The organism is Paenibacillus sp. FSL H8-0168, assembly GCF_038592955.1.
GTDB lineage: Bacteria > Bacillota > Bacilli > Paenibacillales > Paenibacillaceae > Paenibacillus > Paenibacillus polymyxa_B.
Map to the genome: position 1 here is coordinate 265841 of NZ_CP151948.1, position 21347 is coordinate 287187.

The 21347-nt window shown below is 42.9% G+C and carries 19 protein-coding genes and 2 pseudogenes; 17 read left to right on the top strand and 4 right to left on the bottom strand.

Annotated features, from left to right (window positions below; translation table 11 throughout):
- Positions 1-20 precede the first annotated feature (20 nt).
- From MHI21_RS01225 to MHI21_RS01240, 4 genes are all read left to right on the top strand, one after another.
- Positions 21-398 (top strand): alanine-zipper protein, encoded by a 378-nt coding sequence (locus MHI21_RS01225; protein WP_342419255.1) that lies wholly within the window; start codon positions 21-23, stop codon positions 396-398.
- Between the two features lie 15 nt (positions 399-413).
- Entirely contained in the window at positions 414-680 is a 267-nt protein-coding gene (locus tag MHI21_RS01230; RefSeq protein ID WP_342419256.1) for a phage holin family protein, read from the top strand.
- Complete coding sequence (locus tag MHI21_RS01235; protein ID WP_342419257.1) at positions 680-1297, top strand: glycoside hydrolase family protein; 618 nt, start codon at positions 680-682, stop codon at positions 1295-1297. The genes MHI21_RS01230 and MHI21_RS01235 overlap by 1 nt, the downstream gene beginning before the upstream one ends.
- Positions 1298-1410: 113 nt before the next feature.
- Positions 1411-2196 (top strand): hypothetical protein, encoded by a 786-nt coding sequence (locus MHI21_RS01240; protein WP_342419258.1) that lies wholly within the window; start codon positions 1411-1413, stop codon positions 2194-2196.
- 163 nt (positions 2197-2359) lie between these two features.
- Here MHI21_RS01240 and MHI21_RS01245 read toward each other — a convergent pair.
- A pseudogene (locus tag MHI21_RS01245) lies at positions 2360-2488 on the bottom strand (excalibur calcium-binding domain-containing protein); the annotation flags it as partial.
- A gap of 586 nt (positions 2489-3074) precedes the next feature.
- On the opposite strand from MHI21_RS01245, the gene MHI21_RS01250 reads away from it, so the two are divergent.
- The 3 genes from MHI21_RS01250 (at position 3075) to MHI21_RS01260 (ending at position 4793) form a co-directional block, all read left to right on the top strand.
- Positions 3075-3302, top strand: coding sequence for a DUF896 domain-containing protein (locus MHI21_RS01250; protein ID WP_342419259.1), 228 nt, complete (start codon positions 3075-3077; stop codon positions 3300-3302).
- A gap of 67 nt (positions 3303-3369) precedes the next feature.
- A complete protein-coding gene (locus MHI21_RS01255) occupies positions 3370-3768 on the top strand; it encodes a DoxX family protein (RefSeq protein WP_342419260.1) in 399 nt (132 codons plus the stop codon).
- A 74-nt stretch (positions 3769-3842) separates the two neighbouring features.
- Positions 3843-4793, top strand: coding sequence for a ring-cleaving dioxygenase (locus tag MHI21_RS01260; protein WP_341162563.1), 951 nt, complete (start codon positions 3843-3845; stop codon positions 4791-4793).
- Positions 4794-4868: 75 nt separating this feature from the next.
- On the opposite strand, the gene MHI21_RS01265 is transcribed toward MHI21_RS01260, so the two are convergent.
- A complete protein-coding gene (locus MHI21_RS01265; RefSeq protein ID WP_307353712.1) occupies positions 4869-5201 on the bottom strand; it encodes a helix-turn-helix domain-containing protein in 333 nt (110 codons plus the stop codon).
- A gap of 175 nt (positions 5202-5376) precedes the next feature.
- On the opposite strand from MHI21_RS01265, the gene MHI21_RS01270 reads away from it, so the two are divergent.
- On the top strand, positions 5377-6024 hold the full coding sequence (locus MHI21_RS01270; protein WP_307353713.1) for an NAD(P)H-dependent oxidoreductase: 648 nt from the start codon (positions 5377-5379) through the stop codon (positions 6022-6024).
- Positions 6025-6071: 47 nt separating this feature from the next.
- Here the strand turns inward: MHI21_RS01270 and MHI21_RS01275 are convergent, their stop codons facing one another.
- Positions 6072-6578, bottom strand: a complete 507-nt coding sequence (locus tag MHI21_RS01275) for a tautomerase enzyme (RefSeq protein WP_165179549.1) — start codon at positions 6576-6578, stop codon at positions 6072-6074.
- A 284-nt stretch (positions 6579-6862) separates the two neighbouring features.
- Here MHI21_RS01275 and MHI21_RS01280 point away from each other — a divergent pair, with 284 nt between their 5' ends.
- A complete protein-coding gene (locus MHI21_RS01280; protein WP_023986500.1) occupies positions 6863-7420 on the top strand; it encodes a PadR family transcriptional regulator in 558 nt (185 codons plus the stop codon).
- Positions 7421-7642: 222 nt separating this feature from the next.
- Here the strand turns inward: MHI21_RS01280 and MHI21_RS01285 are convergent, their stop codons facing one another.
- Positions 7643-8794, bottom strand: coding sequence for a glycosyltransferase (locus tag MHI21_RS01285; protein ID WP_341162561.1), 1152 nt, complete (start codon positions 8792-8794; stop codon positions 7643-7645).
- Between the two features lie 356 nt (positions 8795-9150).
- Here MHI21_RS01285 and MHI21_RS01290 point away from each other — a divergent pair, with 356 nt between their 5' ends.
- The 8 genes and pseudogenes from MHI21_RS01290 (at position 9151) to MHI21_RS01325 (ending at position 21346) form a co-directional block, all read left to right on the top strand.
- Positions 9151-9873 carry a GntR family transcriptional regulator gene (locus MHI21_RS01290; protein ID WP_023986502.1) on the top strand — a complete coding sequence of 241 codons (723 nt, stop codon included), beginning with the start codon at positions 9151-9153 and terminating at the stop codon, positions 9871-9873.
- 294 nt (positions 9874-10167) lie between these two features.
- Complete coding sequence (locus MHI21_RS01295) at positions 10168-12552, top strand: phosphoketolase family protein (RefSeq protein WP_342419261.1); 2385 nt, start codon at positions 10168-10170, stop codon at positions 12550-12552.
- A gap of 280 nt (positions 12553-12832) precedes the next feature.
- Positions 12833-13675: pseudogene (locus MHI21_RS01300) on the top strand (aldo/keto reductase).
- A 183-nt stretch (positions 13676-13858) separates the two neighbouring features.
- Entirely contained in the window at positions 13859-14440 is a 582-nt protein-coding gene (locus tag MHI21_RS01305; RefSeq protein WP_342419262.1) for a PspA/IM30 family protein, read from the top strand.
- Positions 14441-14476: 36 nt separating this feature from the next.
- Positions 14477-15511 carry a TFIIB-type zinc ribbon-containing protein gene (locus MHI21_RS01310; RefSeq protein ID WP_342419263.1) on the top strand — a complete coding sequence of 345 codons (1035 nt, stop codon included), beginning with the start codon at positions 14477-14479 and terminating at the stop codon, positions 15509-15511.
- On the top strand, positions 15508-16302 hold the full coding sequence (locus MHI21_RS01315; RefSeq protein ID WP_069290814.1) for a TPM domain-containing protein: 795 nt from the start codon (positions 15508-15510) through the stop codon (positions 16300-16302). Before MHI21_RS01310 ends, MHI21_RS01315 begins: the two co-directional genes overlap by 4 nt.
- Before the next feature lie 43 nt (positions 16303-16345).
- Positions 16346-17338 (top strand): SPFH domain-containing protein, encoded by a 993-nt coding sequence (locus tag MHI21_RS01320; protein ID WP_341162556.1) that lies wholly within the window; start codon positions 16346-16348, stop codon positions 17336-17338.
- Between the two features lie 258 nt (positions 17339-17596).
- Positions 17597-21346: an alpha-L-arabinofuranosidase C-terminal domain-containing protein gene (locus tag MHI21_RS01325; RefSeq protein WP_342419264.1), complete on the top strand. Its 3750-nt coding sequence runs from the start codon at positions 17597-17599 to the stop codon at positions 21344-21346.
- Position 21347 lies beyond the last annotated feature (1 nt).

Consider the following 21347-nt stretch of genomic DNA (forward strand, 5'->3'; position numbering starts at 1 on the left):
TAGAAAGGGGATGAAACATCATGTCTAATACCGGAGGGGTGAGTGAAGTGTCCGCTGAAAGCACGAAAGCACTTACGGATATTCAGATTCAACTGGCACGCATTGAAGAGACGTTAAAACCACTCGCTGCGCTTTCTAGCACCGTTGCCGATATTAAGGAAACCGCTGTGGAGGCCCTGAGACGGGCAGAAGAAGCCCATACGCGCCTTGCTTTACTGGAGCCTGGGAAAGTTACTGCTGAAGATGCATTGCGTAAAGCTGAAGCCGCAAACAGCCGTTTGGACGCTATGCAAGAGGATCAAAAGTGGGTCAAGCGTCAATTTTACGGGCCGCTTATTACTTCGTTCTCCAGCTTAATCATGGCCGCCATTGTGGCCTATATGGGTCTATCAAAATAAGAGAGGATGTTTTAAATGGATTGGAATACTGTATGGAGTTTGATTGATCCGAAATTATTGATCGTTGTGGCTGTTTGCTGGGTTATCGGTATCGGAATTAAGCAAACACCTAAAGTACCGGACTGGAGCATTGTATATATCGTCACTGGCGTTGCTGTTATCCTGACGGTCTGGATGATCGGTTGGGGACCGCAGGCCGTTATCCAGGGCGTGCTGGCCGGGGCATTTGCTGTCTATGGTAATCAACTAGTGAAACAAGGTAAGAAGGGAGCTGACAAGTAATGCGGAAGATATCGAAAGCGGGTCTTGATTTAATCAAACATTTTGAAGGCTGCCGTCTGTATTCATATAAGCCTGTACCCACTGAGAAGTATTGGACTATTGGATGGGGCCATTACGGTCCAGATGTTGAGCCTAAGTCCGTCATTACTCAAGCTCAGGCTGACGCGATGTTGGTCAAGGATATGGCTGAGTATGAGTCCTATGTCAATAACCCTGCCTATGTGCCGATAACAGGCAGCCTCAATCAAAATCAATTCGATGCCCTGGTAAGTTTCTGCTATAACTGCGGAGCTGGAAACTTGAAGTCCTTGTGCAAAGGTCGTACAGCGGCTCAGATTGGCGCCAGCATCATGAAGTACGATAAGGCTGGAGGTAAGGTGTTGACTGGTCTGACACGGCGTAGAAATGCAGAATGGGGCTTGTTTAACAAGCCAGTTACAGAGACTAAGGAGGATGAGACAATGGACAAGGTTAACGTTATTGTAAACGGCAAAACTATCGCTGACGTTAAGATGATCGATGGTACAACGTATGTGCCTCTGAGGGCTGTAGGTGATGCGTGGGGCGCTCAGGTGGACTGGAACGGCAAGACTAATACAGCAACGTTGAAAAAATAGTATTTACAAAATCACCCAAACAAATTATACTTAATTCTATAATCCGAAAGCATCGGTGATACCCTGCTGGCATACGCTGGTGGGGTATTTTTCAGTTTAGCAGGGAGGTTATTATGGGAAAACGCAGTAAAAGCGGAATATGTCATATATGTGGGCAGGAGGGTCCCTTAACCTTTGAACATATACCCCCAAAAGGAGCTTTTAATGATAGACCAATAATTAAACCTAATTTCGAACAGTTTGCTAATAAAGGGCCTGAAGAAAAAATAAACGGTAAAATACATCAAAAGGGAGCTGGGAGTTTTTCTTTATGCGCAAAATGCAATAATGATACAGGAGCATATTACGGAAACGATTTTATAGATTGGGCATATCAGGCTATGGTTTTAAACCAGATGAGTTTAGGCAGCGGAGAAATATATTACCCTTTTAATATTTTTCCTTTGAGAGTTATAAAACAAATACTAACAATGTTCTTCTCAACAAACGGTGAAGCGTTCCACAAAAATAATAGGGATTTGGCTAGATTTGTACTTAACCCAGAATCGGTTTACATGAAGCCAGATATCAGAATTTTTGTTTATCTAATGACAGGTGAATATATGAGATATACAGGCTTAGCAAGTATGGGCTCATTTGATACTGGTAAAATCACTACATTAAGTGAAATCTCTTTTCCCCCAATGGGATATATAATGACTATTAATTCAGATCCGCCAGATGAAAGATTATTTGAAATTACTCACTTCGCAAGGTATGGATATAATCAATTTGATACTGTTCATTTAAAATTACATAATTTGCCTGTTAATTACTATCTTCCAGCCGATTTCCGTACTGTTGATGAAATAATGGATGATTATAAAAGAAATACTGAGGACAATCCAGATCTAACATAAGGAGGAGATAAATTGGTAGTGCTTTAGGGGAAGTATAAATTTTCTCAACAATAACAACTAAGGAACATTTACAGGCGGACTATATGTCTGACGTTTGAAGTATGCTCTAAATAGAAAAGCTATGCTGACTAATTGAGGTTAGCGTAGCTTTTCTATTTATCGGTCATCTTTCACAGGCTACTCCATCATTATCTCGATCTAAGGCTGGACGATAGCCAGGTTCGTCAGAATATAAAGGGTCTTCTCCTGCACTACGTACCTCGTCACAGTTTTGATAGTAAACGTTGTCTGTAGTATTTGTGCCTGACTCATCACGGACAGCGAATAAATATATAATGCTTAAACTCAATAGCAGCATTATAGTTGGTGTTATGTAGTTAGGAAAACGTTCATACCGTGTATTTCTATACCCAACTATTGATCCTATAAACAATACTACTGAGAATAATATAAGAGGTATCCAAATAAGCCACATATTCATTCACGCCTTATTGTTTGATGTATAAAGCCTATCACAATGATGGATGTTTTCCTATATGTTGGTCTATCTTCTATACTCAGTTCGCAGGGTTTTTAAAAGTGTAAGTTCGCCTCCATTTGAGTAAGACAAGAAAGCCATCAGCCAGTGATTCTGGTTGGTGGCTTTTTATTATGGCTCTAGTAATTGATTTGAAGAGGTTTCACACAACTTATAGCTTAAAGGTATCTCTAAGTGTTCTGGCTGCTTTTTCTTTCACCTTTAAAAGCAACTCAAGCGTTCATCTTCTTTTCTTTTGGAAAAAGTATTGACATGGATAGAAAAATATTATATCTTTATATCAAGATAAATAAATTAAAGATAAAAACAATCAGAAAATTTCGCATAGGGAGGTATATACATGCTTACAATTTTAGAAAGAATTAATCAGCTTGCAAAAAAAGCAAAAGAAGTTGGGTTAACTGAAATTGAAAAAATGGAACAAACGGATCTTCGCAAAGAATACCTTCAAATCTTTCGGGGTTCTGTACAAAGCATTCTCTTGAATGCTACGGTTTATGATCCGAATGGAGATGATGTTACTCCTGAAAAACTTAGAAAAGAACAGGCCCGAGTCACTAAGCAATAGATTTAATTTCGTCTAATATCTCTAATTTAATAATCTTTGAATAAATATAATATGGAGAGTGATTTTTATGTTGGCAAGTGGATTGTTACTGATACGTTTGGTGGTTGGATTGTTATTGGTGGGGCACGGAGCACAGAAGCTTTTTGGCTGGTTTGGTGGCTATGGTCCAAAAGGTACGGGCGGTTGGATGGAATCGATTGGCATTAAGCCCGGAGTGTTCATGGCAGTGTCTGCGGGGTTGATGGAATTGTTGGGAGGAGTTCTATTTGCTTTAGGACTGCTCACTCCACTGGCCGCATTGTTGATTACGGTGACTATGCTTGGAGCAATTTTCAAAGTACATGGCCCAAACGGGATCTGGGCAACAGCTAATGGCTATGAATATCCGCTAGTTCTTATTGCAGTCGTAATTGGTATTGCGTTGACAGGAGCAGGTTCATATTCCATCGATGCATTACTTAGATAAAACATGATGTTTAGGTCATAGAAAATCGTCAACGACAAAAAACAAAGGTTCCTACGATTAAAGGAGGGTTTCATATGTCACTGCAAACTACAGGTATTCATCATATTACAGCTTTTGCCGGTAATCCGCAGGAAAATGTCGACTTCTATGCCGGCGTCCTGGGACTTCGGTTAGTGAAGAAAACAATCAACTTCGATGCTCCTGAGGTTTACCACTTGTACTTTGGCAACGAGGCAGGAAGTCCTGGAACAATCATTACTTTTTTTCCTGCACCAGGAACTCCTAAAGGACGAATCGGAGGTGGCCAGGTGGGCATAACCTCGTATGTGGTACCCCCAGGTTCACTTGATTTTTGGCAGCATCGTTTGCAAAGCTTTGATATTCAAGTTACGAAAACGAGCCGTTTTTCTGAACAATATCTTCAATTTGAGGATAATGAGGGCTTACGCCTTGAGCTTGTCGAACGTGAGGAAGGAGCGAACAGTACTTGGTCTTACGGTGGTATTTCGGCTGATAAAGCAATTAAGGGGTTTGGAGGCGCCGTGCTATTTAGCGTCAACCCACAGAGAACGATGGATGCATTGGAGAGCATACTCGGATTTACGAAAATCGCTGAAGACGCCGAATATGCCCGTTATCAGTCCGTAGGAGAAATCGGCAACATCGTGGATGTTCCGCTCGCCAAAATGGGTTTAGGCTTTGGTGGAGCAGGCACGGTACATCACATTGCATGGCGTGCAAAAGATTTCGAACAACATGAAGAATGGAGAAGCGCAGTCCAGCATTATGGCTATCAGCCGACTCCAATCATAGACCGCCAATATTTTAATGCGATATATTTCAGAGAAGCGGGCGGCATACTATTTGAAATTGCTACAGATCCACCGGGATTTGCTAATAATGAACCTGCTGAATCTTTGGGGCAGAAATTAATGCTGCCAGAGTGGTATGAACCGCAGCGGGCTCAAATTGAGGCGAATCTGCATCCTATTGAAGTGAGAACATTAACTGGAAAACAACAGTAAACGAAACGGCTACTGTTTCGCCCTCAGAGGAAACAGGATTAAACCCACTTTGACAAAATTGGTCATAGTGGGTTTTCATTTTTTCGAGTGCTCCAGATGAACCTCCCCCCAATCATACATACTGCGCAATATGGGGACGAAATTTGCCCCGTGAGTTGTTAGCGAGTATTCAACACGGGGAGGGATTTCTTTGAATACTTCCCGATGCACAAACCCGTCTTCTTCTAATTCTCTTAGCTGCTTGGTTAACATCGCTTGTGTGATATCAGGAAAGGCGCGTTTAATTTCACCGAATCTTCTGGTACCACGGGACAGAAACCATAAAATCACTATTTTCCATTTGCCGCCAATGATTTTCTGAACCTTTGTTAAGGGGCAATCTGTAAAATGATTCAGATTTTCACTCATTTATTCCATCTCCTCATCGTTTGTATCCCAGAAAGTCCTATGAAATCAATTAGTATGATTTTTGATAGTATATACTATAAATATGCCTACTTGTTGTTTCAATACCATTGGCTTAACATTACATTAGCATCAAGGCTTTGACAAGCCATATGAAAATATTCTGGGGGCGAAGAAGATGAACATTAATATTCTATACGGTCACCCTTATGCTAAGAGCTTTAACAAAGCGATTTTGGAGCAGGTGATCGCTCATCTAAACGTACGAGGGGCGAATGTTAAGGTAAAAGATTTAATCCAAATGTCATTTAATCCGACGGTAGGCTTAAAGGATTTAGAGGCTAAGGTCACTAACGTATTGCCAGAGGAGATAGTAAAAGAACAGGAGGATTTATTGTGGGCAGATGCCTTGATTATTATTTCACCGGTATGGTGGGGCGGATTTCCCGCTGTTATTAAAGGATATATAGATAGAGTGTTCACAACAGGACTCATACGCTCTTCTGATGGTGTATATGGGCTTGAGGGCAAGAGAGCCTACTCGATTTTTACAACAGGATCTTCAGAAGACTATATTCGTATATCACGTCAGAAAGATATGCTCTACGCGGCGAACGATAATTTGTTTGGGTTCGCTAAGTTTTCGGATGCTGAGATTAAGCTTCTTTACTCGGTGCCGCGTGTAACCTCGGAGGAACGAAAAGCAATGCTGCTGGATGTCAATCGATTTGTCGATCGTATTTTTGATATGAGACCGGGAGAGGGAGGCAGTACGAGGGATAGCCTTTCTCTTCAAGCTTTGGAGCATGATTTGGCTAGCCATTAAGATTATGTAAACTGAAAGATGTTACTTTGGACAAATGAAGAACACCCTTATGGGTGTTTTTTCGTTAGATTTCCCGGTGTTACCCGTGTAATATTTTGCTTGATAGCCTTAATTTTCTCCTCAGTAAAGACTCCTGAATCCAGCAGGTCTAGAATAGAGAGCACGCCGCCGCGAGAACCCCAGCTGCCTTCTTCAATGACCTGGAAGGATACCCACCAAGTCGGGGATGGTTCCGGTACACCAAGTACTTTAGTCAAACTGCCAAGAATATTCTCAAGCACTTTTTTGCGAACGTCGTTAGGCCAGTCACCATCCATCACTAGTACATTGACAGTAATTACATCACGTTCTGGCTGATCCGACAGCAATTGCCCGCCAATTGCCATGTAATCTATTGGACGTTCGGTGAAATGGACCTGAAACCCTTCTCTTGCTGGCGGACAATATTGACCTACCTCTGGAACGAGAACTGCATCCGTCAAACCTTCTGCCAAAAGACGGCGCTGTTCAAGCGTTATGCGGCCTGCGGGATAATTTACACTGATCATGGTCATGGTCTGATATCTCCTTATTAAGATTTAACCAAGCGATGTCTTGGAATTCTTTATGATATCTGTATCCAAGGCTTCAGCTTGGCAAGCTCATTGGTATTTTGTTGATATCGTTAATATAAAACGATGATAAACCCCTGTCAACATTAATTATTATAATAATATATATTTAAATAATATATAGAGAGATGTGAAGCTAGTTTAAATGGGCTATAATTATGTCTAGTCTAATGAAAGCATGACATACTACGGAGATTTGCTAGAGGTAACAGGAGGCACAATATATAATGGCGAGACAGTCAGGAAAAACCAATACAATGTTTGCGGTATTAGGCATTCTGAGTCTGGGTCCTCATACCGGTTATGATATAAAGCAACATATGGAGCAAAGCACTAGTTACTTTTGGAATGAGAACTATGGTCAGATCTATCCCAGCCTGGCAGAGCTACTGGATCGAAAAGATATTGCAGTCGAGGTTATTCGACAGAAAGGAAAGCCTGACAAGAAACTCTACAGCATTACCGATCAGGGAAGGCAGACGTTGTCAGACTGGCTTTCTCAGCCCATGGAGCATGTGGTGATGCTTAAAAAAAATGAGCTGCTGTTGAGGGTGTTTTTTGGCGGGAATTCTTCGCCTGAAACGATTATAAAGCACATACAGGAGTATAAAGAAAAGCTAGTGGAAAGCTTGCATATTTTTGAAGAACTTGAACGTTGGCTTATCAACGTAGAGCATAAAGACCATAATCACAAATATTGGATGATCACAATGAGCTATGGTAAAAGTCAGTTTAGCAGTTTAATTAGCTGGTGCGATGATAGCATTAAAATATTGAGTTCTTAGCAGTTGGTAAAACTCATATGTAATGAATAATCAGAAAGCATGCTGGACTATCAGAGGAATAGTAAACTAGTAACGACAATTCTTGTCGTTATCTCCGGACATGGCGACTCCTCCTCCATAAAGCTGCTTGCCAAGTTGGGCTCGCACCTTTATGGAGGAGTTTTTTTATCCCGTAAGGAGGATGCAATACACACGATTTTGTACGCTGTAAATGAGTAACTATTATTCCACCAGCTTTTCAGACTTCACCAGCATTTCTCGTAACACGTGAGCGACTCGACTTTTCCGGTTCTCTGCTTTCTTTTTTATCAAGTGTAATGATTTTTTGTATGCATGAGTATGGCTTTGATCGTAGAACTGTTTGGCTGCAATGTGTAGTGTTCTTCTTAATAACAGTGCTGATGAGCGTGTTAACTTAGAGCGGAATCCCCTGCGCAATACCCGCAACGTATTTTTGTAGGCCTCAAAATCCTCCGATGGAGGGATCAGAGCAAATAGATTTAACGAGGAGTCATTGAATCCGTAGGTTTCATACATGATTCTCAAATTTTCCGTATTTAAAACGTTACCTCTAAGATAGGTTGGATGTTCCTGATGATATCCGACCACCTCTTTGATGCAATAAAAAGGAATCTTCAAGCGATGTAGTCTATAGCCAAGGTCCCAGTCTTCGAGTCCATACAGCACAAACCGTTCATTGAAACCTCCAATACGAATCAAGTGGCTGCGTCTGATGGCTACACAACGAGTAACCAGCAGCATCCAGGGGGCTACGTCTGTTGAGGCAAATTGTTTCTGCGTATTGGGAGGAACCCTTGTGGGGCTAACTACTTTAGACAACGCACCCGTTTGGTGAAGGATGTCTTCTGGGGTTATGATCGGAGTAATTTCGTTCGCTGCTTCATAGTCAGCATTCCATAAGTTGGACTGCGTAAGTATGTTGCGACATTGTTCTTTTTCTTCAGGAGAAAAGTCAGGGTAATAATGGGTAAAGGCATCGTCCCACGAGTGAGGAATGCCTGAAAGCACGGACTTGGGATATTTACGGTGATAACGGCTCACGATCCTAATGAATTCCGGTAATACTACAAAGTCAGCGTCGCAGAAGATGATGTACAGCCCTTTTGCACGGCGCAGTCCCAAATTTCGAACCGCAGATCGACCGCGTTGTTCCTGATGTGACACATAGATAAGAGGATAGGATGCTTTGAAGCCTTCGACCATTTCTTTCGTTCCGTCTGTAGAACCGTCATCAGCTACAATGACTTCGAATAGTTGCTTTGGATAGGTTTGTGTCTCAAATGAAGCGAGTGTGAGCAACAATTGCTGGGCTCGATTATAGGTTGGAATGATGACGCTGTAGCGGATAGCCAATATGATCTCCCCCCCACCATTTTTATTAGAAAACGTTTGAACAAGATAAATAATAACAATGTATTCAAGGATTTTAGCCTGGTCTAGTCAAACATCCCTCAAGGTTCGAAACAGGCTTGGTCTTATTACCGATGTTATTAAGGTGGGGGGGCTGTATTTTCTGCTGTTTTGTAGATACGTTCCGTGGTGTTATGTATGTGTAATCATGGTATTATGCATAGAGATGTAAAGTAAAAGCGAGGACGCTTCCTATTCGGTTGAAAGTCTACTCAGCATACAGAAACAAACACGAGATGAAATGGGCAAGTTATGGTAAACTATATGGAGTTATAGAAGACCTGAAAGAGGAGTACTATATGACACAATTTGTCTATAAGCAAATTATTGACGATCTCAAGATGAAAATCTTTGCGGGAAAGTTTGCAGATATGAGATTGCCAGATGAACGTAGTCTTAGTGAGACTTACCAGGTTAGTCGTAGTTCAATTAAACGTGCTCTGACTAAAATGGAGAATGTCGGAATTATTTTCAAAAAACAAGGTTCCGGGACATTTATTAATCCATTATACATAAGAAATGAATCTATCTTTAACTACGAAGGCTCTAATCTAGGGGTCACTGATAATTTTCAAATGCATGGTAAAAAGCCAAAAATCAAAGTACTGAGTTTTGAGGTCATTCCGCCAACAGAAGAGTTACAACGCGATTTGTTCTTGGAGACTCATGATTTTGTTTACAAAATTGTTCGCTTACGTCTGTTTGATGATGATCCTTTTATGATTGAAACGGGCTATATCCCCATTAAAATTGTCCAGAATTTAAATCAGACAATTATCGAGGGGTCCATTTTTAATTATTTGGAAGACTCACGGAACTTGGCCGTCACCAAATCTTTTTTATCCATTTTTGCAGAACCGTCTCAAGAGAATGATCAAAAGCTGCTACATTTAAATGAAAATGAGCCTGTAGGTATTATGGAAGGTGTGTTCTTTTTAGATAACGGTACGCCATTTGAGTTTTCTCATATGCGATTTCATTACAAATATTTAAAATTTAATACCTTTGTATCGGTTCACTAATGATAAGACTGGAGAATTCTCCGGTCTTTTTTTTATGGTTTTGAAAAAAGGATTGAAGCCTGCGATTGCCTCGTTTATTAAAAATTTTATTGGTTTATACTTCTATATATTTTAATGTAAGAGCTTTTTTACTGTCTTTTTAATTTATATTTCATAGTATGTTCAAAATTTCACAAAATTGGACCGTATCACTTGTGAAAAAGGTTGAATTTAATCAGCGTAGCGTTATGATGTACATGTAGATGAAATTTCCGGAAATAAATTACAAACAAAACTACTTAGGGAGTGGACACCATGTCGTTATCACCCGTGTTAGCAGATTATTCATCTAAAACATATTTAGAAAAACTTGATGCATATTGGCGTGCAACGAACTACATTTCGGTAGGTCAGCTGTATTTAAAAGATAATCCTTTGTTGAGAGAGCCTTTAAAAGATTCAGATGTGAAGGTTAAGCCTATTGGACACTGGGGCACAATTCCAGGACAAAACTTTATTTATGCACATCTAAATCGTGTTATTAATAAATATGATTTGAGCATGCTTTACATTGAAGGTCCTGGTCACGGCGGCCAGGTTATGGTTTCAAATTCTTATCTGGATGGAAGCTACACTGAAATCTATCCGCAAATTACACAAGATATCTCAGGTATGAAGAAATTGTTCAAACAATTCTCTTTCCCTGGCGGTATTGCTTCACATGCTGCTCCTGAAACACCTGGATCTATCCATGAAGGTGGAGAATTAGGTTACTCCCTTTCTCATGGTGTAGGTGCCATTCTGGATAATCCTGATCTGATTTCGGCTGTTGTTATTGGTGATGGTGAAGCTGAAACGGGCCCATTAGCCGCTTCGTGGTTTTCTAACCGATTTATCAACCCCATCACAGATGGTGCAGTGCTACCAATCTTGCACTTGAATGGCTTTAAGATTAGTAACCCAACGATTATGTCTCGTCAATCAAAAGAAGAATTGACCTCATACTTTAAAGGTTTGGGTTGGGAGCCGTTCTTTGTTGAAGGTGAAAATCCGGATCACATGCATCCAGAAATGGCGAAAGTGTTGGATACGGCTATCGAGAAGATTGAAGCTATTCAAAAGAATGCGCGTGAAAATAATGACCTTACTCGTCCGGCTTGGCCGATGATTGTATTCCGTTCACCTAAAGGCTGGACAGGTCCGAAGGAATGGGACAACGTGCCGAATGAAAATTCATTCCGTGCCCATCAGGTTCCAATTCCGGTTGATCAAAAAAATATGCAGCACGCACCTGCTTTGTTAGAATGGCTGAATAGCTATAGACCAGAGGAATTGTTCGACGAAAACGGTCGTTTAAACCCTGAGCTTGCTGAAATTCTGCCTACAGGCGATAAACGTATGGGAATGAACCCTGCTGCGAATGCGGGTAACCTCATTAAAGACTTGAAATTACCGGATTTCCGTAACTATGCGCTGGATAATTCCGTACCTGGTAAAGTGATTGCGCAGGATATGTCGGTTTTAGGGAAATACGTTAAAGATGTGGTTCTTTTAAATGAAGAAAATCGTAATTTCAGAATCTTCGGACCAGATGAAACGATGTCTAATCGCTTGGCTCCTGTTTTTGAAGTAACCAAACGCCAATGGATGGACCAAATTATTGAACCTAATGATGAATTTTTATCATCCTATGGCCGTGTAATTGATTCTCAATTATCCGAACACCAAGCTGAAGGATTGCTGGAAGGTTATGTATTAACAGGTCGCCATGGTTTCTTTGCAAGTTACGAAGCCTTCCTGCGTGTGGTTGACTCGATGATCACCCAGCACTTTAAGTGGCTGCGTAAAGCAACGGATCAAGGATGGCGTGCAGATATCCCATCATTGAATGTCGTAGCAACTTCAACGGTGTTCCAACAGGATCATAATGGGTATACACACCAAGATCCAGGTTTGTTAGGTCATTTGGCTGATAAAAAACCAGAATTTATTCGGGAGTATCTGCCAGCTGATGCCAACTCATTGTTGGCTGTTTTCGACACCATTTTAAACGACCGTCAAAAGATCAATTTGATTGTTTCGTCTAAACACCCACGTCCACAATGGTTTACTGCTGATGAAGCGAAAGAATTGGTGGATAAAGGGTTGAAGATCATTGACTGGGCAAGTACAGATCAAGGTGGAGAACCTGACCTTGTCATTGCTTCTGCTGGTACAGAGCCAACGATTGAAAGTTTAGCTGCGATTTCCATTTTGCATGAAAAACTGCCTGACTTGAAAATTCGGTACATCAATGTGGTAGATTTGCTGAAACTGAGAAGTCAAAAACTAGACCCGCGTGGATTATCCGACGCCGAATTTGATCATTTTTTCACAAAAGACAAGCCCGTTGTTTTCGCTTTCCATGGTTACGAAGGTCTGATCAAAGATCTGTTCTTTGATCGTCACAATCATAACTTGCATGTACATGGTTACCGTGAGAATGGCGATATTACGACACCATTTGATATGCGTGTATTGAATCAAATGGATCGTTTTGACTTAGTGAAGGAAGCCGTTCTTAACTTACCTGACGCTGGGAAGTACACCAACATTGTGGATGAAATGGATGCTACGATTAAGAAACATCATCAATTCATCCGCGAAGAAGGCATTGACTTGCCAGAGGTAGAGAACTGGGTATGGAAAGGTTTGAAATAAAAATACAGACACTTCAACTTTGTGTTGGACAACCAAGCAATTCAGCATGAAGTGGATTATATGATTTGGTAGTGGTATACAAGTGCCTGACCCCTTGACTTCAAGTATGATTTCAATGGGGATCAGGCGCTTTTTGATTTAGCACACAGAGAACTTGGTAGGGAAGTTACGAGCTAGTGGGTATATACATATATAGGAACGGAATGTATTGGATTGCTATATTCTACTGGAGCTTTGAAGAGGTGTTATGTTATATGAGAATAGTAAAGGAGGCTGTAATATGAACCAACAAATTCCGGAGAAGGTATTGAATGATGGGACTAAAGTGCCCGTCATTGGATTTGGGACTGCTGGATTGAAGGGTGCAGACGGAGTGAGGGCGATTACCAGCGCGATTGATGCAGGTTACCGTCTGATCGACACAGCGTTCAACTATGAAAATGAGGGTGCTGTTGGGAAAGCGGTCCAGCAGAGCTCTGTGCCCAGAGAAGAATTGTTGGTTTGCTCCAAACTACCGGGTCGTCGACATGCTTATCAAGAAGCCATTGTAACCATCGAAGAGTCATTATTTAGAGGAGGCCTGGACTATTATGATCTTTATCTGATCCATTAGCCGAATCCCCAAATTGACCGATATGTTGAAGCCTGGCAGGCGTTAATTGAGGCGAAGAAAAGGGGCTATATTCGTTCCATCGGGGTCTGCAATTTTCTGCCCGAGCATAATGAACGTTTAATTCGGGAAACAGGTGTCGCGCCGAGCATCAATCAAGTTGAATTGCATCCATTGTTTAATCAGGAGCACCAGCGTGCGAAAGATGCTGAACAGGGCATCGTGACCGAATCGTGGAGCCCCTTGGGTCGCGGTCACAGCATGCTGGAGAATGAAGAGATTGGGAAAATTGCTGCTACTCATGGTAAAACGACTACACAAGCGATTTTACGTTGGCATATCCAACTTGGAGCAATCCCGATCCCTAAGGCCTCTTCTTTAAAACACCAAACGGAGAATCTAGATATTTTTGATTTTGAGTTGTCTCCAGAGGAAATGAACGTGATTTCGGCATTTAGCAGTGAGGATGGGCGGATATGGGGTCAGGACCCCAAGTCCTATGAAGAACTATAATCAGGAACAATAAATAGAAGGGTTCAAAAATCTGTCGCGGGTTTTTGGACCCTTTGCTTTTATAATAAAACGAACACACATCTGAAAGTGATCAGTGGGCCAGTATATAGAGCTACGATGAACATTTTTTACCGGATTTGATGTATGATATGGTGGAATGTAGTTCTTTCGAAGGAGGTCATCATGGGGATTTTGTCGAGGTTTAGGGATATTATGAAAATGAATATTAACGCCTTAGTGGATAAGGTGGGAGACCCGGAGACAACCATGGACGATTATATGCGGAATTTGAACAGTGATCTAGGCAAGGTGAAAGCGGAGACGGCTTCAGTATTGGCTGATGAGAGAAGGACGAAAAGAGCACTGGATGAATGCAAAGCCGAGATCAAAAAGCTCCAGCATTATGCCAGTAAGTCTGTGGAAGCTGGTAATGAAGAGGAAGCTCGAAAGTTTCTGGAGAGAAAAGGTTTGCAGGCAGAAAAATTGGAACAATTACAAACATCCTATGATTTAGCTTCGACAAACGCCGTAAATATGAAACAAATGCAGGAGAAGTTGGTGTCCGATATGGGGCAACTAAAAGCGCGGCACGCTGAACTTAAAGGGAAGCTGGCGGTTGCCAAAGCACAGCAAGCCTTGAACTCTATGGGCAGCAAGAATTCTGCTTTTGAGGTCATGGAAGAGCAGGTGAACAGAGCGTATGATGAAGCGATGGCTATAGCCGAGCTTCGGGCAGGAACGAAGGACGACCTGGATGCTTTATAAGGAATCATAATAGTATCTACATGAAGAGGTGAGCAGATGCCGGTTATCGAATACAAATGCCCCAACTGCGGCAGCGGCATGGTCTTTGACGGTGAGACAGGGATGTTATCCTGTCATAGTTGCGGAAGAGAGGACAATATCGAATCTATTCCTGATCCTCTGATAAATCGTATTTTTTCAGAAGATGAGGCCCATGAGTATCATTGTAATAACTGCGGAGCAGTGATTATGACCGAAGTGGAGACGAGTGCAACGGTGTGCAGCTTTTGTGGTTCTGCCGTGGTTCTTGGAGACCGACTGACCGGGAAGCTGGCTCCGGCGCGGGTTATTCCTTTTTCAATCAGTAAGGAAGAAGCCATAGTTGCTTTCAAAAAATGGTGCAAGAACGGCCGTCTGACGCCGAACCGGTTCATGATAGCAGACCGAATCAAGGGAATAACCGGGATGTATGTGCCCTTCTGGTTATATGAATTACATAATAAAATTGAGGTTCAAGGTGAAGGTACCCAAGTGAGAACCTATACGAGCGGAGACTACGAATATACGGAAACGAAGCATTTTGATGTATATCGCAAAATCCGTTTGAATTATGTAAAGGTTCCGATTGATGCTGCGGAGAAAATGAACGACGAGCTGATGGATAAATTGGAGCCTTTTCCATACGATCAGCTAAAACCCTTTAAAACGCCATATCTAGCGGGTTATATTGCGGAGAAGTACAGTTATAACGAAGAAGAGCTTTTCCCGCGAGTTAAAGAAAAAGTGAAGGAATATATTGATGCTTATATTCATTCTACGGTGTCAGAGTATACGTCCGTGAGTTATACGGAAAAGCAAATTGATACTATATTAAAACAAGCGGATTATGTTCTGCTCCCGGTATGGGTCATACACTATGACTACAATCAATTGGAGCATACGTTTGCTATGAACGGACAGACGGGCAAGGTAGTCGGTAAGCCTCCGATCAGCAAGTTCAAAGTGACGGCTTGGTTTGCAGGCATTTTCGGCATTACTCTCTTCTCATTAAGGTTAATCACTTGGCTGATGATGGGAGGGGAATTCTATTGAAAAAGCATAGAGCCATTATAGCCGTCTTGTTATTCTTTGCTGTTTTTCTGGCAGTTCCTATGGAAATGAAGGGCGAACCAGCAACGACAGAAATGAAGCCATTGATTTATGATGAAGCGGGTCTGCTCAATCAGGAAGAGTATGATGTGTTGAACACTATGGCTAATCAATACGGAGCGGAAAGAGAAACGGACATTATTATTTATACTACCCTCAATCCCGACAATATGGATGTTATGAAAATGACGCAGGACTTTTATGATGACCATGGCCCTGGGTATGACAGATCTCATGGGAACGCGGTCATTTTAACGATGGATATGAGAAATAGAGAGGTGTACTTGGCCGGATTTTATAAGGCAGAACGGTATCTGGATGATGACAGGCTTACTAAAATACGCCATGAGATTAGCCCGGACCTGACCAACGGCAACTATGGGCTGGCATTTCAAAAGTATATTCTGAGTGCACACAAATATTTGGCCATCCGTCCAGGGGTGAATCCAGACAGTATATTTTTTAAAGGATGGCTTCATTTGGCGGTGGCGCTGGGATTGGCGGCGTTGATCGTGGGTAAGATGGTTTCCAATTCTGGCGGTCGGGTTACGGTAAATCGGCAGACCTACGAGGATGCGAACGCTTCAGGAGTTCTGGAGCATCGAGATCAGTATCTTCACACAACGACAACGAAACGGAAGATTGAAAAGAGCAGCAGTAGCAGCAGCTCAGGCGGTGGTGGCGGAACTACCAGCGGCGGTCATTCGCATAGCGGCAGCAGAGGATCATTTTAACTGAGAATTTTGCAAAATCCTGAACGGAAAGGATGGATACAGTATGGGATTCTTCAGAAATCAATTTGCAAATGTTGTAGAGTGGGAAGAATTTAGAGATGATATGATTTTCTGGAAGTGGAGTAATCATGAAATTAAAAAAGGCAGTAAATTAATCATCCGCTCCGGTCAAGATGCGATTTTTGTAAATAACGGCAAAATAGAGGGTATTTTTGAGAATGAAGGGTCGTATAACATGGACTCTGACATTATTCCATTTCTATCCACCTTAAAAGGGTTTAAATTTGGTTTTAACAGTGGCATGAGGGTAGAGGTCTTATTCGTTAATACGAAGGAGTTTACGGTCAAATGGGGGACGCAGAATCCAGTGCTGATCCCGACCCCCCAGCTGCCAGGCGGTATGCCGATCCGTGCCAATGGTACATTTAATTTTAAAGTGAACGATTATGTTACGCTCATCGATAAAATTGCTGGAGTGAAGGACAGTTATCTCGTTGAGGATGTGAAAATACGCATTACTTCAGTATTGGATCAGTTATTGATGAAGTGGATCAGCAGAGAAGGAAAGGACATGTTCAATCTGCAGGCGAATGCCTCTGACATTTCAAAAGGTATTCAAGAAGATCTGGATATGCAAGTGATGGACAATGGTATGACGATTACTGGCTTTCATGTGATGAGCTTCAATTATCCTCAAGAAATCCAAGATATGATCACGAAGACAGCTTCTCATGAAATGATCGGTAATTTGCAAAAGTACCAGCAAGTGACGATGACGGACGGGATTGCATCGGGTAATGTAAAAGGCGGTGGTGCTGCCTCAGATATGGCGAGTATGATGATGGGGATGAATATAGCAAATGAAATGATGAGAAATTTGAACCCGAACCCAAAGCCTTCGGCTGAGACTCAGCCTACACCTGCTGCCCCCTCTCCATCTGGAGACGGTAATAAGCCCAATTTTTGTCCGAATTGCGGTACAAAAAACGAAGGAGCTAACTTCTGTCCGAATTGTGGACAAAAATTGAACGGATAACATAGCTACGGCCAAACTTCTTTATTTCAGAAAAGTCCCGACTAGGCCAAGTAATCTTGTAAGCCAAAAAGCAGTTATCGCAGAGTATCTTCTGTGATGGCTGCTTTTTTATGTAGTTCGTTCAAGTATTTTCTTCATAAATCCGATTTATTGGATTGAAAAAAGTACTCAGGATAAGGTACTATAGCTATATAGTATGTATTTATATTAACTAATTAGTTATTACATTAATAAACTATAGGTATAGGAGCAACGAAGATGACCAAATTCCAAGATCAAATCATTGCACGTTACAAGTTTGATGATGCAGAGAACGTCGGCAAAGATAGCTCAGGGCAAGGTAACGATGGGGTTGCTTCAGGCACAGTAACACCTACGATTTCCCATGCTACCGGTAGAGCAGCTTTGACGCTTGAGGGAGGCCCCAACGGTACATCGTATATCCAGCTTCCTTCCGATCTATTCAAAGATGTAAGCGATAACACCGGTGTGACGGTTACTGCTTGGGTCAACTTCGGCAGATTCACAGATATGTGGGAACGTGTCTTTGACTTTGGTAAAGCCCATACAGGGCCCTATATGTTTATGACACGGAATCTGCGCGGAACCCTTTTCACCGAGGCGGATTTGTCCGTAGACCCGGGAAGAGGTTTTGTCAGGGATGAGTGGATGCATATAGCCTTGTCCGTAATCGGTACAGAAGGCGGCACATTAAGCAGTGCGGGTCCGGTGGTATATGTCAATGGTGAGGTAGTAGCGGATGGTTCCATCAGTCAAACTTCCAGCGGCAACTATGCCAAGCTGCGTAAATGGTTCGAAACGTTTACAGACTCGTCCAACTACAGCAACAATTTTATCGGTCGCTCCCAGCATGCAGCGGATGTAGACTTTGCCGGCTCCGTTTCAGACTTTCGAATTTATAAAGCAGGCCTGACGGCGGGTGAAGTCATTGAGGTCATGTGCGATTCGTTGACAGATGAAGAGATCGTGAAGCTTGCCAGAGATAAATATTTGTCCTTTCCGACGACGATTGTAACCAAGGACATAACTCTGCCAACCGTTCTGATGGGCGGAAGAGTAGAAGTAACCTGGAAATCCAGCCAACCTGGTATACTCTCTGACAATGGCCAGATTCAGGCGATTACCTCCGCACAAGGGGTTACCGTCACAGCCTTATTAACGAAGGGCTTAAGTAAGATTGAAGAGAGTTTTGAGGTATCCGTTCTTCCTGAACAGCTACCTCCGTACACGCTGACCATTCATGGAAATAAGGAAGTAGTAGATGTCAGCGAAGTGATGTACGGCTTGTTCTATGAAGATATCAATAACGCAGCAGATGGCGGGATTTATGCAGAACTCGTTCAGAATCGCTCCTTTGAATCTTTCGAGTTCGATACGTATTCCCATGCTTCCGGTGAATGCGGCTGCTCTACCGGACGGAACCGCAACCCGTTGTTCGCCTGGTCTGGTGATACGGATAAGATGACTCCACAACATAGCGGTGGATTAAATGAGTTTTTAGGCGCAAAAGACAAAGAAGTGAACTCTTATTATGTGACGGTAGCGGATGGTGCAACGATTCGGAACAAGGGCTTTTCCGACTCTAACCAGAATTGTGCCATGTCCATCCAAGAGGGTGCCAAATATGAGTTTACCATCTGGGCGAAGGCCGACTCAGCGGGCACAATCACACTGCAACTGCAAGACTCAAATGAAAAGGCTATTAGTGATTCGGTTACGATACAGGTGGAAGGCGACAACACGTGGAAGAAGTACGGCATCGATTCCAAGCTTGTACTGACAGGCTCAGCTACGGTTCTCGGGCAGCTGGCGCTTACATTTAAAGGGGACATTTCGGTTGATATGGTTTCTTTATTCCCACAAGATGTATGGGGCGCAGGAGAGGAAGAGCAATCCCCATCGGCACATGCTAACTTCCAGGGTAATCCTAACTACCGACTGAGAAAAGATTTGGTGAACGCACTGGTTGGCATGCATCCGAAGTTCTTGCGGTTTCCGGGTGGTTGTATTTCCGAGGGTTCATTTATATGGGAAAACGTATACGATTGGAAGGAATCGATTGGGGATATCGAGCTGCGCAAGGAAAACTTTAATGTATGGGGCTATATGATGACCATGGGTCTTGGTTATATGGAATATTTCCAGTTGGCAGAAGACCTGAATGCAGCTCCGCTTCCGGTTATGGCCTGCGGCGTGCTCTGCCAAGCCCGCTCCGATTACGCTCATCCGGCTGGAGGCGCATTAAGAGAATACTATATCAAGAACTTTACGGATCTGATCGACTTTGCGATCAGTGTGGATTTTGAACATAATGAATGGGCTGCTATGCGTAAAAAAATGGGCCATGAAGCTCCGTTCGATCTGCGTTATTTGGGTGTAGGTAACGAGAACTGGGGTACAGAGTTTTTTGCCAACTTTGAAGTGTTCAAGACATCGATTGATGAGTACATGGAGAAAAACTATCCAGGTTATGAGCTACACATCATCTCCACGGTTGGCGCTCAAGCAGACGACGATGCATATCAGCAGGGCTGGAAGTTCTTAAGCGGTAATATGACCGGTTCGGCTAAGGTTGCTTTTGCAGATGGTAACCAGGTGACGGAAGAAACGGTAACCTGGTATGAGAAGCAAAAAGACTACATGGACACCATTGCAGATGAGCACTATTATCGTTCTAACGAGTACCTGCTGAATAACGTGGACCGCTATAACTACTACTACAGAGCTTATAACGCGGACGGCAGTATAAATTGGAAAGCAACATCAAAGGTTTTTGTCGGAGAGTACGCCTCAACGGATAAAAATACATTGGCAGGCGCTGTAGCAGAGGCAGCGGTGATGACGGGCTTCGAAAATAATGCCGATGTCGTTCGGTTGGCTGCCTATGCACCGCTGTTTAACAAGGTGCTGACAGATGGAACCTACAGATGGACGCCAGACTGCATCTGGTTCGATGACGAAACGGTGTGGTTTACGCCGAACTACTATGTACAGCAAATGTATGCTAAATATTTGGGGAATAAAGTATTGAGCACTTCTTTCTCTACTTACAAAAACGGCAAGCCAACGGACCTCATTCCTCAGGGGGGAATTGAAATCGCGACAGGCAATGCCGAGGTTATGATTAAGCGTGTGACTGTTACTTCCAACCAGGACGGCAGTGTGCTGCTGGATCAAGACTTTACCCAGGAATTGAATTCGGCCTGGCAGGTCATTCCCGGTTCCGTGGGCTCTACGGTGGAGGAAGGCAAGGGGCTTGTCCTCAAAGCTCAGGATAGCGGTCTGAATGGTTTGTACATCTTGAACGACAGCTGGAGCAATTACAAGGTAGAGGTGGTCGCTTCCCGCATTTCCGGCACGGACGGCTTTTATGTGGGTGCGGGTCTCACCGATATTTCTGCGGAGAAAAAGGACGTCGTTGAATACGCGATCGGCTATGGCGGCAAGGCTAGCGGCGTGAAGGTTTACAAGCAGGGCATAGAAGGCTACACATTGGGTGACTACTCTTCCAGTACAGCGGCAGGTAACTTGAGAGCAGCTAGCTATGAAGAGTTGGCTGACAACACGGACTACACCATAACAGTGAACTACGGCGGTGAAACGGGCAGTAATCTGATTTGCTCATACACCGACGGCGAGACAACCAGCAAGGTGCTGGACTACAAACTGGAGGCTTACAACAGAGACGTGTTCAACTCGGTAACCCAAGATGCTGAGCATGTATACGTGAAGCTGGTGAATGCCGACAACGTGGATAAGGTAATACAGCTGAATCTACAAGATTTGAGTGTTGAGTCCATCGCTAAGCTGGTTACACTAACCGGCGATTCCTCGCTTGTTCATGTACCTAACGTGAACAAGAAGAATGATGAGAAGGTAGTGCCTACCGAACAGCAGATCACCCTTCAGACGGATTCTGTCTTCTTAGACTTACCGGCCAACTCGGTAAATGTGCTGGTGCTGGATATTAAACCTTTTCTCGCTTAAA